This is a genomic window from uncultured Capnocytophaga sp., assembly GCF_937936315.1.
GTDB lineage: Bacteria > Bacteroidota > Bacteroidia > Flavobacteriales > Flavobacteriaceae > Capnocytophaga.
The window spans coordinates 1-16,298 of sequence record NZ_CALGWU010000048.1; the positions used below are offsets into that span (position 1 = coordinate 1).

General features: G+C 35.7%; 12 protein-coding genes. 8 read left to right on the plus strand and 4 right to left on the minus strand.

The window, feature by feature from the left end:
* Positions 1-268 precede the first annotated feature (268 nt).
* From Q0162_RS09240 to Q0162_RS09270, 7 genes are all read left to right on the plus strand, one after another.
* On the plus strand, positions 269-1,879 hold the full coding sequence (locus Q0162_RS09240) for a hypothetical protein (RefSeq protein WP_297891040.1): 1,611 nt from the start codon (positions 269-271) through the stop codon (positions 1,877-1,879).
* A 4-nt stretch (positions 1,880-1,883) separates the two neighbouring features.
* Positions 1,884-2,063, plus strand: a complete 180-nt coding sequence (locus Q0162_RS09245; protein ID WP_002678812.1) for a hypothetical protein — start codon at positions 1,884-1,886, stop codon at positions 2,061-2,063.
* 7 nt (positions 2,064-2,070) lie between these two features.
* Positions 2,071-2,982, plus strand: a complete 912-nt coding sequence (locus Q0162_RS09250; RefSeq protein WP_297891041.1) for a YihY/virulence factor BrkB family protein — start codon at positions 2,071-2,073, stop codon at positions 2,980-2,982.
* The gene (gene priA / locus Q0162_RS09255; protein ID WP_297891042.1) at positions 2,982-5,432 is read left to right on the plus strand and encodes a primosomal protein N'; all 2,451 of its coding nucleotides are present in this window, start codon (positions 2,982-2,984) and stop codon (positions 5,430-5,432) included. The genes Q0162_RS09250 and priA overlap by 1 nt, the downstream gene beginning before the upstream one ends.
* 86 nt (positions 5,433-5,518) lie before the next feature.
* Positions 5,519-7,264, plus strand: a complete 1,746-nt coding sequence (locus tag Q0162_RS09260; protein ID WP_297891043.1) for an ABC transporter ATP-binding protein — start codon at positions 5,519-5,521, stop codon at positions 7,262-7,264.
* A gap of 11 nt (positions 7,265-7,275) precedes the next feature.
* The gene (locus Q0162_RS09265; RefSeq protein WP_297891044.1) at positions 7,276-8,319 is read left to right on the plus strand and encodes an isochorismate synthase; all 1,044 of its coding nucleotides are present in this window, start codon (positions 7,276-7,278) and stop codon (positions 8,317-8,319) included.
* Positions 8,320-8,367: 48 nt separating this feature from the next.
* On the plus strand, positions 8,368-9,099 hold the full coding sequence (locus Q0162_RS09270; protein ID WP_297891045.1) for a DUF4369 domain-containing protein: 732 nt from the start codon (positions 8,368-8,370) through the stop codon (positions 9,097-9,099).
* On the opposite strand, the gene Q0162_RS09275 is transcribed toward Q0162_RS09270, so the two are convergent.
* Complete coding sequence (locus Q0162_RS09275; RefSeq protein WP_297891046.1) at positions 9,096-10,052, minus strand: acyltransferase family protein; 957 nt, start codon at positions 10,050-10,052, stop codon at positions 9,096-9,098. The two genes, Q0162_RS09270 and Q0162_RS09275, sit on opposite strands and share 4 nt — an antisense overlap.
* Before the next feature lie 243 nt (positions 10,053-10,295).
* Between Q0162_RS09275 and secDF the strand changes: the two genes are divergently transcribed.
* On the plus strand, positions 10,296-13,292 hold the full coding sequence (secDF, locus tag Q0162_RS09280) for a protein translocase subunit SecDF (RefSeq protein WP_297891047.1): 2,997 nt from the start codon (positions 10,296-10,298) through the stop codon (positions 13,290-13,292).
* Between the two features lie 59 nt (positions 13,293-13,351).
* Here secDF and Q0162_RS09285 read toward each other — a convergent pair whose 3' ends face one another.
* The 3 genes from Q0162_RS09285 to Q0162_RS09295 all read right to left on the minus strand — a co-directional run bounded on the left by Q0162_RS09285 (position 13,352) and on the right by Q0162_RS09295 (position 16,222).
* Positions 13,352-14,761 (minus strand): HD domain-containing protein, encoded by a 1,410-nt coding sequence (locus Q0162_RS09285; protein ID WP_297891048.1) that lies wholly within the window; start codon positions 14,759-14,761, stop codon positions 13,352-13,354.
* Positions 14,761-15,552, minus strand: coding sequence for a 3-deoxy-8-phosphooctulonate synthase (gene kdsA, locus Q0162_RS09290; protein ID WP_297891049.1), 792 nt, complete (start codon positions 15,550-15,552; stop codon positions 14,761-14,763). Before kdsA ends, Q0162_RS09285 begins: the two co-directional genes overlap by 1 nt.
* Positions 15,553-15,640: 88 nt before the next feature.
* Entirely contained in the window at positions 15,641-16,222 is a 582-nt protein-coding gene (locus tag Q0162_RS09295; protein ID WP_297891050.1) for a MarC family protein, read from the minus strand.
* Positions 16,223-16,298: the final 76 nt, after the last annotated feature.

Below are 16,298 nucleotides of genomic sequence, written 5' to 3' on the forward strand. Positions count from 1 at the left end.
TACTAAAACTATCCCTTTTTTGCAAATAAAAAATAACTTTTCTTACGTCGAACTCGCGTTAATTAGAAATTATTTCTTTAATCTATATTTATACTCTATTTTCCCTACCAATAAGGATCTACCATCAAATCTTACAATTATCTAAGTTAAAATAAAAAAGTAGTATTATAGTATTATCTACTTGTTGGTAAATTATTTTTTTTTTGTACCTTTGTCGCATATTTTCGATAAAAACCTACTCAATAAGTAAATTCAATGATAAAAACTAATGCAATACCAAATAAAAACCGTCAAGGAAATTAAACACCTCATTCCGACTGATAGCGATTATGCTGGCTATAGTCAGTTCTATTCCTATGCCCATGCTTTTTATGAAAATAGGTATGTAGTAATTGTTCAAGGTGATTGGCATCCTAAAAGTACTGTAAATTTAGATGATATCAGCACACTCTTCCCTGATTATCATTATCAAGAACTAGATGTCCCTGCTTTTATCCTCGTACAAGGCAATGTTGTAGTGAGTAATCTCTTCAATCAGCGTAATGAAGGAGCTTGTGGGCTTATCGTTTTGGGTAACCTATCAGCTGAAAATATAGCAGTTAGTGGACAGGAACTATATGTACAAGGCAATCTTTTTGTAGAAGGCTTCTTTTGGGGGGACACAGCTATCGGGAAACTCACTGTAAAAAAAGCATTAGATACTCGAGTATTTATAGAAACTGAATATATTTATCCCCTTGAACGTTTTGAAACTGCCGATGAAGTAACAGTAAGTTATTGGCTCAAAAAAGATGACCCTGATAGATTTAAGAAAAATCATTTATTAAAATCATTACTCCCTAAAACCTTCCTCTACACTAAAAAAGAGGTTGAGGAAGAGAAAATAGAACTGTGGAATTGGTCGGCTTGGTTAAAACGCAATAAACTTTTTGAAGCCTTAGAAAAAAGAAGTGCAATTCTTTATGAAGAAGAGCAAATCGAAGAAAAGATTTTAAACAATGATGGTTTTACTTTCTTATTTAAGAGTACCGATATCAATTTAGAAAACTTACAACGTTTCATTAACCCTGAAGATTTTGCCCTACTTGAAAACAATGATGATGAAATGGGGAGATATTATGAATATTGGGAAGGAGAAATCTTCTATCGCATTACACTTTCTAAAATAAACCCTGCTATAGGAGGCGTTTATTTCTATTGCAACGAACGAGTTTTCTATTTATTTACTGATGGTGAAAAGTTGCATATATCTTGGCAACCTAATGAAGCATCACCTTTTGTATACTTAGAAGATCATAAAAACCCTCGTGAATATTATTTCGTACAAGAGTGCTGGCAATACTTCCAGCGTAGGTATAGTGAAGTAGTGCATTATGTAAGACTCTTTAGAGATAATGTAACAGTAGAACGTTATAACCAGCTGCTTTCACTCCCCGAAGTACAAAAATATTACAGTGATTATACTGATGTTGATGCTGTGCTCTATATAGGGCGATATGGTTTTCAGTTCCGAAAATCCGAAGGTAATACACCTTCACGAATGACGATTACTAAAGAATATTGGGACGATAAATTATGCGATTACCAATTTGTTTTCTATCATTATGAGCCAAACAAAGAAGGTACTGCTATCAACCTATTTACACAAGATGGTAATGGTTATGAATTTAGTACTTATAAAGTAGATGCTCAACATAGCAAATTCTACAAATTAGCAACTGCTATATTTAAACGTGCTGAAAGAGTTCTTCTCACCGATGAATTTCTAACTGAAAGAGAAGCATCTGCACGTGAAATGGATGAGATAAGAAAACCCAAATCTGTATTCAAACGCTTAGCAGAGAATATAGGTGCTTTTTTCAGCAGACGACGAAAATAAAAATATGAGTTTTAACTTTAATCAATATATAGGTTTTCTACTTTTTGTAGTCATTTTCCTAATAGGTTTTTGGCTATTGTGCTTTTTGTGTTCGGTACTCCCTTATTGGTTGATAGGAGTAATTAAAGAGCGATTCAAAGAACGAAAATCTACTAAAAACATAGATTCCTCCTCTCAAAACTAAACTACTGATGACATTGAAAGAAAGAATACAAAATCTCCCTATCATCAAGCATTTCGTCGGATTTCTAAAAAAAATACGTTTAGCTAAGAATGCTTTTTCTTTATATGATTTGCTTGAGTTATATATTGTAGGGATTATGAAAGGTACTCTCACATATCGTGCGAGTGCCATTTCATATAGCTTCTTTTTAGCTATATTTCCCTTTTTATTGTTTATCTTAAACCTTATTCCATATATTCCCATTGATGATTTTCAAGTAGATTTTTGGGGCTTTATTGATGATATGTTACCCCCTGGTACTCACGATTTCTTTTCTGATATCTTTTTTGATATTGCCGAAAAAAAACGAGGAGGATTGTTATCTTCTGTATTTTTCCTATCCATTTTCTTAATGACCAATGGTATTATGGCTATCTTTGGTGGATTTGAATTTTCGTACCACCGACAAATCACACGCACCTATGTCAAACAATATCTTTATGCTCTAATGGTTGCTATCATCTTGTCATTATTAGTGTTGTTTTCGGTAGTTACCTTCATTTACTACGAAATATATTTAGTGCCTTACCTTGATAAAATCAATTTTATCACCGATTACGAAACGCTTCTCAAAATATCAAAAATCGGATTTGTTGCCCTGATTACCTACTTTGGTACAGGTGTGTTATTTTATTTTGGTACAGTAGAAGGCAAAGAAAGTAAATTCTTTTCAGCAGGCTCTCTCCTTACGGTGTTACTTTTTGGTTTAACCACTTATTTATTTGGTATTTATATCGAAAACTTCTCACAATATAACCAGTTGTATGGGTCTATTGGAGCACTGCTTATTTTCTTGTTGTATATTTGGATTAATGCCAATATTCTCTTATTAGGATTTGAACTAAATGCTTCTCTTTTAAAACTTAAAAAACACGACTAATGTACTTTGTAGAAGTCATATTACCACTTCCACTTCCTAAATTGTACACTTATCGTATCAACGAGGATGAAGCGCATTTCTTGCAAATGGGAATGCGTGTAGCTGTTTCGTTTGGTAAATCAAAAGTATATACAGCTTTAGTTCATAAAGTGCATACCAATGAACCTACTTATGAAACTAAAGATATTGAATATATTCTAGACGAAACTCCCATCGTTACCCCTGAGCAAATTACTCATTGGCAGTGGATTGCCGATTATTATATGTGTACTTTAGGTGAAGTGATAAAATCGGCTTTACCATCAGCTTTTTTGCTAGAAAGTGAAACTATTATCGAAATTGCTGAAAAAGACCTCAATTCCAATTTATTTAGCGATGATGAATTTCAGGTGTATGAAGCACTACACTACAAAACAGCATTAAAAGGAAGTGAAGTGAGCAAAATCATTCCTAAAAAGAAGACTTTAAAGGTCATAAAGAGTTTGGTAGAAAAAGGTGCTGCTCGTATTTCAGAAAGAATTTTTGAAAAATATGTGCCAAAGCTCTTGAAATTCATACGTTTAGCAGAAGACTACCAATCTCAAGAAGGTTTGCAAAAAGCTTTAGAATTGCTGAAAGGTGAAAAGCAAAAAAAACTGATAATGGCTTACTTCAATTATATCAACAGAGAGGTTTTACCTTTAAAAGTTGAAAAATTATTAGAAGAAGCTAAAGTTTCAAATGCGGTACTCAAATCAGTGGTAGAAAAAGGTATTTTAGAAATATATTACTTGCAAAAAGATCGAGTGAGCTTTGCTGATAGCGATGTTTTGGCAAAAAAAACACTTAACAATATACAAAACGAAGCTCTTTACCAAGTACAGCAACAGTTTCAAACTAAAAACACAGTACTTTTACAAGGGGTTACTGCTTCTGGTAAAACCGAAATTTATATTGAACTCATTGATCAATACCTAAAAGCAGGTAAACAAGTGCTTTACTTGCTCCCCGAAATCGCCTTGACAATCCATATTATCAATCGATTGAAAAAACACTTTGGTAAAAATCTATCAGTATATCATTCTAAATACAATACTAACGAGCGCGTAGAGGTTTGGAACAATGTGCTGAACAATTGTTCGAAAGCACAATTAGTAGTAGGGGTACGTTCTTCTGTATATCTGCCTTTCAAAAATTTAGGATTAGTGGTAATTGATGAGGAACACGATAGTTCTTATCGCCAGTTCGACCCTGCTCCTCGCTTGCAAGCACGTGATAGTGCCATTATGCTAGCTAACCTCTTCAAAGCTAAAACTTTATTAGGTACAGCTACTCCCTCAATAGAAAGTATGCACAATGTAAAGATAGGTAAATATGGATTTGTCTATCTATCAAAACGTTACGCTAATTTCCTCCCCCCTATCATCGAACTTATCGACATCAAGGACAAGCAACATCGCAAACGTATGAATGGCCATTTTTCTGATATCCTTATTGAAGAAATGACCAATACTTTATCACAAGGAAAACAAGTGCTTTTGTTCCAAAACAGAAGAGGTTACGCGCCTATTGTACAATGTATGCATTGCGGCACAGTCCCTCAATGCCCACATTGCGATGTGAGCCTCACTTTCCACCATAGTAGCAATCAGTTGCGATGTCATTATTGTGGCTATGCGATACCAATGCCCAAAACTTGCATTGCTTGTGGAAGTGTAGATTTAAAAACAAAAGGTTTTGGCACTGAACAGATTAGTAAAGAATTAGAAATACTTTTCCCTCAAGTAGCCATCGACCGAATGGATCAAGATACTACCAATGGCAAATACGGATATGAAAAAATATTAGCCAAATTTGAACAGCAAGAAACCCAAATATTGGTAGGTACTCAAATGATTTCTAAAGGATTAGATTTTGAAAATATTGGTTTAGTAGGGGTGATGAATGCTGATGCTCTTATTCATTCCCCCGACTATCGAGCTTATGAACGTAGTTTTCAGCTATTATTGCAAGTCTCAGGACGTACAGGAAGAAATGCCCAACAAGGAAAGGTAATGATACAAACCTACACCCCACAACACCCTGTAATTCAACAAGTATTGCAAAACGACTTCAAAGGGATGTACCAAAGCCAAATAGAGGAACGGCAATCTTTTTCGTATCCTCCTTTTGTACAAATGATAAAAATAACACTGAAAAACAGCAACTTCAACCGCACAAACGAAGGTGCTGAATGGTTTGCTAATGCCCTTAGAGAAGCGTTTGCTTCTCAAAAGGGAATAGAAATTTTAGGACCAGAGTTCCCTTTAATTTCACGTATTAGAAACGAATATATGAAAGATGTCTTGATAAAAATTAATCCCTCTGAGGTTTCTTTGCATCGGACTAAAGAACATATCAAACGCATAGAAACTAGTTTTCATTCTATTAGTAATTTTCGTGCTATAAGAGTTAGTTATTTGATTGATTAATTTTTAGTTTGCTAATTTGCTAATCAACAAATTGGCTAATTGACAAATTATTCTTACTTTTGCACTCTGATTGAGAAATTAAGCCAATGGCACATCTGAGACATATACGTAAATATTTTTATAAATATAAATACCACTTACTACTTGGGATACTTATTACCATAGTGTCGCGAGTGTTTTCACTCTTTATGCCGCGATATGTAAAAAATTCTATCGCAGCCATTGAGGACTTTGCTAAATCTACTAACAAAGATGCCTCTCAAATGACTTCCTTACTTATTGAATACGCGCTTATTATCATCGGTACAACTATCATATCAGCGGTGCTAATGTTCTTTATGCGTCAGCTTATCATCAATGTATCTCGTTACATCGAATACGATATGAAAAACGAGATATTTAAGAAATACGAACAGCTATCACTTAGCTTCTATAAACGCAACCGAGTAGGTGACCTGATGAACCGTATCAGCGAGGACGTATCGAAAGTGCGTATGTACGCAGGCCCTGCTATTATGTATAGTGTGCAAACTATTACACTTTTTGCTTGCGTAATTCCGCTAATGTTTATCATCTCTCCCAAACTTACTATCTACACCCTTATCCCATTGCCTATTCTCTCTTTGCTTATCTACAAAATGAGCAAAAAGATTAATATCGAAACGATGAAGGTACAAGCCTACCTATCCGACCTTTCTACTTTCTCGCAAGAAACTTTCTCGGGTATTGGGGTGATAAAATCGTATAATAATGAGGCGGCTACCGATGCGCAATTAGCAGTACTTGCCGAAGATGGTCGTCAGAAAAATATTAAGCTCTCTAAGATACAGGCTTTCTTTATCCCTACAATGATACTGATGATAGGATTGAGTCTTATCTTTGTAATCTTTATTGGGGGAAAGCTCTATTACACTGGTGAAATACAATCTATTGGAGTAATTGTAGAGTTCAGTATTTACGTGATGATGCTCACTTGGCCTGTAGCTACGGTAGGCTGGGTAAGTTCTATTGTGCAACAAGCGGAAGCCTCACAAAAGCGCATCAACGAGTTTCTTTCCGAAGTGCCTCAGATACGCAATCAGGTAGGAGAACTTACGCCTATTAAAGGAGATATTACATTTGATAAAGTATCTTTCCGTTATGAAGATACGGGAATAAAAGCTCTCAATGATGTATCTTTCCATATAGAAGCAGGACAAACTGTAGCAGTTATAGGCAAAACCGGTAGTGGTAAGACTACTCTGTTAGACCTCATTGCACGTATGTACGATGCAAATCAGGGTGAAATACTGATAGGAGGTAAACCTATAAGAGAATTAAATCTACATAGCTTGCGCAAGGCTATTTCGGTAGTACCTCAAGAGAACTTTTTGTTTTCGGACACTATTCGCAACAACTTGCGTTTTGGAAATAGTAGCGCTACTGAAGAACAGATAATAGAAGCCTGCCAAAAAGCGGTAGTGCATAATAATATTATAGAGTTTACAAACCAATACGACTCAGTACTTGGAGAACGTGGCGTATCACTCAGTGGTGGGCAACGCCAGCGTGTAGCCATCGCAAGAGCTTTACTCAAAGAAGCTGAAATTTATTTGTTAGACGATTGTTTATCAGCCGTAGATACCGATACCGAAGAGAAAATTTTAACTAATTTGCGTGATACCTTAAAAGGCAAAACCGTAATTATAGTGAGTCATCGTGTGTCTATCACTAAATACGCCGATAAAATACTGATGCTCGACAAAGGAAAATTAGTAGAACAAGGTACCAAAGATGAGTTATTGGCACAAAATGGTGCTTTTAAAGCTTTTTACGATACCCAAACCATATAAGCTATAATGCAATGAGAGATTTTTCATTTGAAGAACTGTTAGATACTGCCCAAATACATTATACACAGCAGTTGCCTTTGGTAATAACAAAAGAACCTAATACCAACTATATACTTTTGCTTAGACAAAACGATAAAGAAGTTTATAATTATGATGCCGAATCGCAAAAAGTAGGTTTTCTATTTACTCCTTTTTCTTCTGAAAAACGCATCCTATTAAAAGGAGAGGTGCTATATGGGCTACTGCCAAAAAAAGAAAATACCATTCCTTGTAAGAAGTTTGTATTTAAAGAGACTTTGGAAGAAAAACAAAAGCATATAAATTTAGTAAACAAAGCTATTGATGAGATACACAATGGTCTTCTTGAAAAAGTGGTTCTTTCACGCAAGATAACTATCAAAAAAAGCGTAAATCCGTTTAAGTGCTTTGCCAATATGATAACACAATACCCTTCGGCATTTTGCTATTTGTTTTATCACCCTAAGGTAGGAACTTGGTTAGCTGCTACTCCCGAATTATTGCTACATAATTATGAAAATAGTTTTAATACAATGGCTTTAGCAGGAACACAACCTTTTAAAGAGGGTGAGGTACATTGGCAATCAAAAGAATGTGAAGAACAACAAATAGTTACTGATACTATTGTTCAACAGCTACAAGGATATGTTAATGAACTTAAAGTTTCTACTCCTAAAACCTTGCAAGCAGGAAAAGTGATGCACTTATGTACTGAAATTAAAGGAAAAATAAAAAAAGAAAAAATTCTTGAAGTAGTTCAACGCCTCCACCCTACCCCTGCAGTCTGTGGCTATCCTACTAATAAGGCATACAAATTTATCATAGAAAACGAACTTTATGATAGACAGTATTATACTGGTTATTGTGGGTGGGTTTCTAATAATGGCCAAACTCTCTTTGTAAATTTGCGCTGTATGCAAATCACTAATAACGAAGTTTATCTGTATGTAGGAGGTGGTATTACCAAAGACTCTGTCCCTGAAAAAGAATACGAAGAAACACAAAATAAAGCAATGACAATGATGACAATCATATAAACTTTGGCAAAATTGTCTCTCTTTTTAATAACTAAAAACTAAACAATAATGAAAAGAATATTAATGGCTGTCTCAGCACTATTAATGATAGTAGCTTGTGAGAAAGACAACAAAAACACGATGATTGTAGAAGGAAATATTGAAGGTTTAAAAATGGGAACTATCTATTTACAGCAATATGTAAACGATAAACTCACCAATATTGACTCTGTAATAGCCAATGGTGATGGCAAGTTTACTTTCAAACGACACTTAGAAAGTCCTGAAGTATTTTATATTTACCTCGATTTGAATAAACAAGCTGGCACTGACCTTGGTGACCGCTTGATGTTTTTTGGAGAACCTACCACTATTAATATCAATAGTGCTTACGATATGTTTGAGGTACGAGCTAATATCAGTGGGTCACAATCACAGAAGGAATACAATGAATATCTCCACACTATGCGACAATTTGGAATGCGTAATGCACAACTACTTGAACAGCAAGTAAAAGCCTTCAAAGCAGGAAACACCTCCTTAGCCGATTCACTAAATGCAGCTTCGGAGAAAAACAACTTCCGTCGCCACCTTTTTGTATTGAATTACGCCCTCTCACACCCTAATTCCTATGTTACCCCTTATGTGGTATTGGCTGATGCTCCTAATACCCGAGTGAAATATTTAGATTCTATCTATGGAAAACTCAATAAAGAGGTTGCTAACTCTAAATATGGTAAAGAATTCAAAACCTATATAGAAATTGCACGCAAAGCTGAAAATGAGAAAACTAACGACTAAAATCTACCATAAAGTATCCTCCTCAGCCATTTCACTTGTTGTATGAGGCGTTGTATAATATCACAGGCGATGACTGCTAAAAACGTAAAAATCAATACGTTCAAATAGAAGTTATCGCCTATATATTCTTTGATATAGTCTACCAAGAAACGCATATAATAATGAGTAACATATATTTCTAATGAAATACTTCCTAAATACTTCAAGCATTGTGTTATTTTATTTTCTGAATGACATACCCCTTCCCATAGAACATAAGAAGCAGCGATACCTGTAAGTGCCAAAGCGTACAGACGAAGAGAGAAAAGTATATAATCGCTTTTATCAACAGAGGATTGCAATAAAAAAGGAAAAGCAACAAATCCTACCCAACCTATAGCCCGTATTATTTTTAAGGCTTGAGACTTATATTTATGAGTAGCATAACCTAATGAAAAGTAGATAAAGTACCAACACAATTCTGGCAACCCATAGAAGATAGGTTGTGCTCCTGTAACTCGATGCAAGAAGATAAGAATGCTCCAGAGACCTATCATCACCCATATTTCACGATGTTTATTAATTTTCAAAGCCAGATAAAGCAAGGCACACTCCCAAAATAGCAACCACAAGAACCACATTCCTTGTGTGGGTTTATAAATGAGTACGCAAAGATGTTCCCACACTTTTTCTATATCGAGAATATAACTATGATAGATAGCTGAAATCAAGAACCAAACAAAGAAAGGAATCACCAATACCTGAAAGCGTTTGCCTAGATTCAGCTCACCACGAGTGTTAAAATTCACATAGCCCGATAGGAACATAAATAGTGGCATATGAAAGGCATAAATGGTTACATAGAAAGGATTAGAACGGTCATCGTCTGAAAACCATTGTGAAGCATGCCCCATCACTACTAAAATGATAGCAAAACCTTTGAGCACATCAATAAGAGAGTTACGTTCTTTCATAGCTACTTTTTATAAAGCAAAAATACATTCTTTTTTTAAAATAACAAAAATACTTTCTACTTAATAGATTCTCTTTTCTTAATAAAAAGATTTTAATCAATTGATTTTTAATAATTAAAACTTACACACGCTTTTCTCACAAGAAAAAATATTATCTTTTTTTTAAGAATATTTTTGTAATCCCCACAAAATATGTATTTTTGCGGTTTGAAGAAGTAAAACAAGTAAATTATCAATTAAAAAATGCAAAACAAAGGACTTGTAAAGCTATTTGCCATATTGTTTGGGTTGATATGTATTTATCAGCTATCATTCACCTACGTGGCAGGTAGAGTAGAAGATGAAGCCAAAGCGTTTGCCGAGGCTAAAGTACCTAATACTGAAACTGACTATATCGCTAAACGTGAAGGTATAGAAGCTAAGTATTTGGACGACAAAATGGGACAAGAGGTCTACAACCTTGGATTCACAAAATTTACTTTCAGCGAAGTGAAAGCAAAAGAATTAAACCGCGGTCTTGACCTAAAAGGCGGTATCAATGTGATCCTACAGATTTCTGTAAAAGACATCTTAAAAGGTCTTGCAGACAATTCTAAAGACCCTATTTTTAACAAATCATTAGCCGAAGCCGATGAAATGCTCCGCAAAACCGACAAAACCTACTTGGATTTGTTCTTCGAGGCTTATGCTAAGAACGGAGGTAAATTAGCCTCCCCCGATGTGTTCGCTAATAAAACCCTCAGCGACCAAATCAACTTCCAAATGAGTGATAGTGAAGTACGCCCTATCATTAGAAAACGTGTGGACGAGTCTATCGTATCTGCTTTTGAGGTATTGCGTAAACGTATTGATAAATTTGGCGTTTCTCAACCTAATATTCAACGCCTTGGTAACTCAGGACGTATTCTTGTAGAGCTTCCAGGTGCTAAAGATATTACTCGTGTACAAGCTCTCTTGCAAAGTACCGCTCAGCTTGAGTTTTGGGAAACTTATAAAAACACTGATGTTTTCCCTTATTTACAAGCCCTCAACGAGCAACTTAAATCTACTGCTAAAACTACAGACAAAGTAAAAGATACTCTCGCTACAGCTACTCAATCTGGCAGTAGTGCTATTGATTCTCTACTTACTGATGTAAAAAAGGATTCTGTTCCAGCTCAAAAAACAAATGGCGCAAATCCATTGTTTGATTTGTTCAAATCTGCTCCTAACTACGAATCTCCTGTTCTTTTTGCAGTAAGTTTGAAAGATACTGCCCAAGTAAACAGCTATCTCAACTCATCTGAAGCAAAACGATTGATCCCTGCTTCATTACAATACGTACGTTTTGCTTGGGGTAAACCTGATAAAAAAACCTCTCTTATCGAACTTTATGCCCTTAGAGGTAACCGCGATAACACTCCTCCTCTTACAGGAAATGTGGTAACTCAGGCTGAACAAACTTATGATGTACGCAACCAACCTGCTGTATCTATGCAAATGGATGGCAAAGGAGCACGCATTTGGGAAAATCTTACTGGTAAAGCTTTTACTCAAAATACTAATATTGCTATCGTTCTTGATAACATCGTCTATTCAGCCCCAGGAGTAACTACAGGTGCTATTTCAGGAGGTCGTTCTGAAATTACTGGACATTTTACTTTGAATGAAGCTGTCGACCTTGCTAACGTCCTCCGTGCTGGTAAATTGCCTGCAAGTGCCGATATCGTACAATCTGAAATCGTAGGACCTTCTTTAGGACAAGAAGCTATTGATAGCGGTATGAACTCTTTCCTTATCGCTACTATATTTATCTTTGCGTGGATGATATTCTACTATGGCCGTGCTGGTATTTATGCTGACCTTGCGCTTATCCTCAACATCTTACTTATCTTTGGTACTTTAGCTAGTATTGAAGCGGTACTTACCCTCCCTGGTATTGCGGGTATCGTCCTTACCATAGGTATGGCTGTGGATGCAAACGTACTGATATTTGAGCGCTCCAAAGAAGAGCTGCGCAAAGGTAAGAACATCAATCAAGCAGTAGTTGATGGTTTCAAACACGCCTTGTCATCTATCTTAGACTCTAATATCACTACAGCGCTTACCGCTCTTATCTTGTTATTCTTTGGTAGTGGCCCTATTCAAGGTTTTGCTACTACTTTGCTCATAGGTATTGCAACTACTTTATTCTCTGCTATTTTCATCACTCGTTTGTTTATTGACTATAGTGTTGAGAAAAAACACAATCTTACTTTCAGTACCCCTATTACTAAAAATTGGTTTAGTAATGTAGATTTCAAATTTATCCCTAAACGTAAAATAGGATATGCTTTCTCTATTATCATATCAATAGTAGGTATCATTTCTCTCTTTACTCGTGGGCTTGACCAAGGTATCGACTTCGTGGGGGGTAGAACTTACCAAATCCGTTTTGAACACGAAGTAAGTCCTAGCCAAATAGCAGATGCCCTTAAAAATACTTTAGGAAATGTAGAAGTGAAAACATTTGGAGCTCCTAACCAAGTGAAAATCTCTACAAAATATAAAGTACAAGAAGAAAGCACAGAGATAGACAATGAAGTACAAGAACTTTTATACAAAGGATTACAAAAATTCTTACCTGAAGGCACTTCATTTGATAGCTTTGCTAAAGCTACCTCTACTGATAAAATAGGTATTATGCAATCTATGAAAGTGGGTCCTACTATTGCAGAGGATATCAAGAGCAGCGCATTCTGGTCTGTTATTGGTTCACTTATTGTAATTGGTCTATACATCTTATTGCGATTCCGCAAATGGCAATTCTCTATGGGAGCGATTGTATCTTCAGCACACGACGTGCTAATGGTACTCGGCATCTACTCTCTTACTTATAGCATTATGCCATTCAATATGGAAATCGACCAAGCCTTTATCGCAGCTATTCTTACTGTAGTAGGTTATTCATTGAATGATACTGTGATTATCTACGACCGTATTAGAGAAGTAATGCGTGAGCCTCATTGGTCAAGAGAGAAAATCAATCACGCTCTCAATGCTACCCTTAGCCGTACTTTGAACACCTCATTCACTACTTTAGCGGTACTTGTTACTATATTCATTTTTGGTGGTGAGACCTTGCGTGGCTTTATGTTCGCAATGATTATTGGGGTTTTCATTGGTACTTATTCTTCTATATTCGTAGCAGCTCCTCTCATCTACGATACTGTAAAAGATGAAGCTGACTATACTAAAGAAGATGAAGAACATAAAAAGTAATATCTAATTACTGAATATAAAAAAGGCTGTCCAAATTATTTTGGACAGCCTTTTTAGTTTTAAATCAATTTCATCTTCTTTGCTTTTTCCATCATAAAGGCTTTAGCAGCCTCATATTCATTAGGAATTTTACCTTCTAAAATCGCTTCTTTTATTGCTTCTTTTAGTACCCCAACAGGACGTGATGGAGGTAAATTGAAGGTTTTCATTATTTCTTCACCACTCACTGGAGGTTGAAAATTTCGAATGTGGTCTTTTTCCTCCACCTCCACTACTTTCTGACGTACTATTTGAAAATTATCGTGATACTTCTTGAACTTTTTAGGGTTTTTAGTAGTAATATCAGCTTCACAAAGAGTCATTAAATCTTCAAATTCTTCTCCAGCATCAAACACTAAACGTCGTACTGCTGAATCCGTTACAATATCTTCAGCAATGATGATAGGACGCGAACTCATCTTTACAATTTTCTGCACGTACTTCATCTTATCATTTAGAGGCATACGTAAGCGTTTAAAAAGGTGATACACCATCTTGCTTCCCACAAATTCATGCCCGTGAAACGTCCAGCCAATCTTCTTGTCAAAACGTTTAGTAGGTGCTTTACCTATGTCGTGCAATAGTGCAGCCCAACGAAGCCATAAATTATCAGTGTGTTCTGAAATATTATCTACAACCTCCAAAGTATGCCAAAAATTGTCTTTATGCCGTTGCCCATCTTGTTCTTGTACACCTTGCAAGGCTATAAGTTCAGGCAGAATATAATGTAATAATCCCGTTTCATACAGCAATTTCAGTCCGATAGAAGGCTTAGATGATGCTAATATTTTATTTAGTTCTTCTACAATACGCTCATTAGAAATTATTTTCAAGCGTTCTTTATTATCAGTAATAGCTTTTAGAGATTGTTCTTCTATCTCAAAATTCAGCTGAGTAGCAAACCTAATAGCACGCATCATACGCAATGGATCATCCGAATAAGTAATATCGGGATCTAGCGGGGTACGAATGATTTTTCGCTCTAAGTCACCTAAACCATCAAAAGGGTCTATAAGGTCACCAAAAGTATCTTTATTTAGTGAAAAAGCCATTGCATTAATAGTAAAATCACGGCGGTTTTGGTCATCTTGCAGTGTGCCACTCTCTACATAAGGTTTGCGAGAGTTTGATTCATAACTCTCACGGCGTGCTCCTACAAACTCTATATCTAATCCATCGGCTTTAATCATCGCTGTACCAAAGTTCTTGAATATAGATACCTTAGGATTATTAGGTAATTGTTCAGCTACTTTTTCAGCTAGCGAAATACCACTACCAATAGACACTATATCAATATCTTTAGGAAGTTTTTTCTTTAGCAAATAATCGCGTACAAAGCCTCCAATGACGTAACTTTCAAGCGGTATTTCTGCTGAAATATTACTGATAAGTTCAAATATAGGATTAGAGAGCGCTTTAGTATAGTTCATTAAAAATCGTTAATTGTTTTGCGAATGGCAACCAAACGCGTTAAAAGTCCTTCAAGGAGGTCAAGATGTAGCATATTAGCCCCATCGCTTTTAGCATTAGCAGGGTCAAAATGAGTTTCAATAAATAGCCCATCAGCATTATTCACTATGGCTGCACGAGCAATGGTTTCAATCATATCGGGGCGACCTCCTGTTACCCCAGTAGTTTGGTTAGGTTGTTGTAACGAATGTGTTACATCCATCACAACAGGAGCAAATTGGCGCATCGTAGGAATACCTCGAAAATCTACTATCAAATCTTGATAGCCGAACATCGTTCCACGATCTGTAATCAATGCCTTCTTATTACCACTATCAAATACCTTTTGGACTGCAAACTGCATACTTTCAGGACTCATAAACTGACCTTTTTTAAGATTTACTACTTTGCCAGTTTCGGCTGCTGCCACTACCAAATCAGTTTGGCGTACCAAAAAAGCTGGTATTTGTAGTACATCTACATACTCAGCTGCCATTGTTGCATCGCTTACCTGATGAATATCAGTAACAGTAGGTACTCCAAAAGTTTGTCCTACTTTTTGGAGGATCTTCAGCGCTTTTTCATCGCCTATACCTGTAAATGAATCTACACGACTGCGATTGGCTTTTTTGAAACTCCCTTTAAAAGTGTAAGGAATATTTAATTTCTGAGTGATATTCACTATATATTCAGCGATTTTCATCGCCATATCTTCTCCTTCTATAGCACAAGGTCCTGCTAAGAGAAAAAAATTATCTTCTTTGTTCAACATTTTATTTAGGTGTTAGGTATTAAAAAAATATTTTATCATCTTTAGTGGGAATTTTAGGCAAATTAAGTTTTTTCTCAACTAGAAGTACCTATTTTGAAAAAAACATCTCTTTGATATTAGCTGTAAAGAGATTTACAGCAATAGCCAAAAGAATTACCCCAAAAAGGTTGTGAAGTACCGTGATTCCTTGTTTGCCTAAGATTTTTTCTATACGTTCCGACGATTTTAGTACTATATAAACAATAATCATATTGAGAACTATCGCTACAATAATATTCTCTACATAGAATTTTGCCCTAAGTGAAAGTACTGTTGTAAGCGCTCCTGCTCCTGCTACCATGGGAAATGCTAATGGCACAATAGAGGCACTTTCGGGGGTTGTTCCTTTGTAAAGGGTAATGCCTAATATCATCTCTAAGGCAAGAAAAAAAAGAATAAACGCTCCAGCTACAGCAAAAGCTTCAACAGTTACTCCAAATAAGTTTAGTAATTGTTTGCCAAGAAATAGAAACACTACCAACAAGCCTCCCGCAACAATAGCTGTTTTCTCAGATTGTATACGTCCCGCTTTTTTGCGTAGATTGATAATAATTGGCACACTCCCAATGATATCTACCACCGCAAAGAGTACCATAGTAGCGGAGATAATCTCCTTTATATCAAAATTCATAACTTAAAAAATTTGCGCAAAAGTACAAATTAATTAGCAAATTAACAAATTGACAATTGCTATTTAATAAATTATT

What these genes read in the sequence shown, in the direction of transcription:
- Q0162_RS09295 (WP_297891050.1), bottom strand. Translation starts at nt 16,222, where the DNA reads ATGAATTTTGATATAAAGGAGATTATCTCCGCTACTATGGTACTCTTT.
- Q0162_RS09245 (WP_002678812.1), top strand. Translation starts at nt 1,884, where the DNA reads ATGAGTTTTAACTTTAATCAATATATAGGTTTTCTACTTTTTGTAGTC.
- Q0162_RS09265 (WP_297891044.1), top strand. Translation starts at nt 7,276, where the DNA reads ATGAGAGATTTTTCATTTGAAGAACTGTTAGATACTGCCCAAATACAT.
- Q0162_RS09285 (WP_297891048.1), bottom strand. Translation starts at nt 14,761, where the DNA reads ATGAACTATACTAAAGCGCTCTCTAATCCTATATTTGAACTTATCAGT.
- Q0162_RS09240 (WP_297891040.1), top strand. Translation starts at nt 269, where the DNA reads ATGCAATACCAAATAAAAACCGTCAAGGAAATTAAACACCTCATTCCG.
- priA (WP_297891042.1), top strand. Translation starts at nt 2,982, where the DNA reads ATGTACTTTGTAGAAGTCATATTACCACTTCCACTTCCTAAATTGTAC.
- kdsA (WP_297891049.1), bottom strand. Translation starts at nt 15,552, where the DNA reads ATGTTGAACAAAGAAGATAATTTTTTTCTCTTAGCAGGACCTTGTGCT.
- Q0162_RS09260 (WP_297891043.1), top strand. Translation starts at nt 5,519, where the DNA reads ATGGCACATCTGAGACATATACGTAAATATTTTTATAAATATAAATAC.
- secDF (WP_297891047.1), top strand. Translation starts at nt 10,296, where the DNA reads ATGCAAAACAAAGGACTTGTAAAGCTATTTGCCATATTGTTTGGGTTG.
- Q0162_RS09250 (WP_297891041.1), top strand. Translation starts at nt 2,071, where the DNA reads ATGACATTGAAAGAAAGAATACAAAATCTCCCTATCATCAAGCATTTC.
- Q0162_RS09275 (WP_297891046.1), bottom strand. Translation starts at nt 10,052, where the DNA reads ATGAAAGAACGTAACTCTCTTATTGATGTGCTCAAAGGTTTTGCTATC.
- Q0162_RS09270 (WP_297891045.1), top strand. Translation starts at nt 8,368, where the DNA reads ATGAAAAGAATATTAATGGCTGTCTCAGCACTATTAATGATAGTAGCT.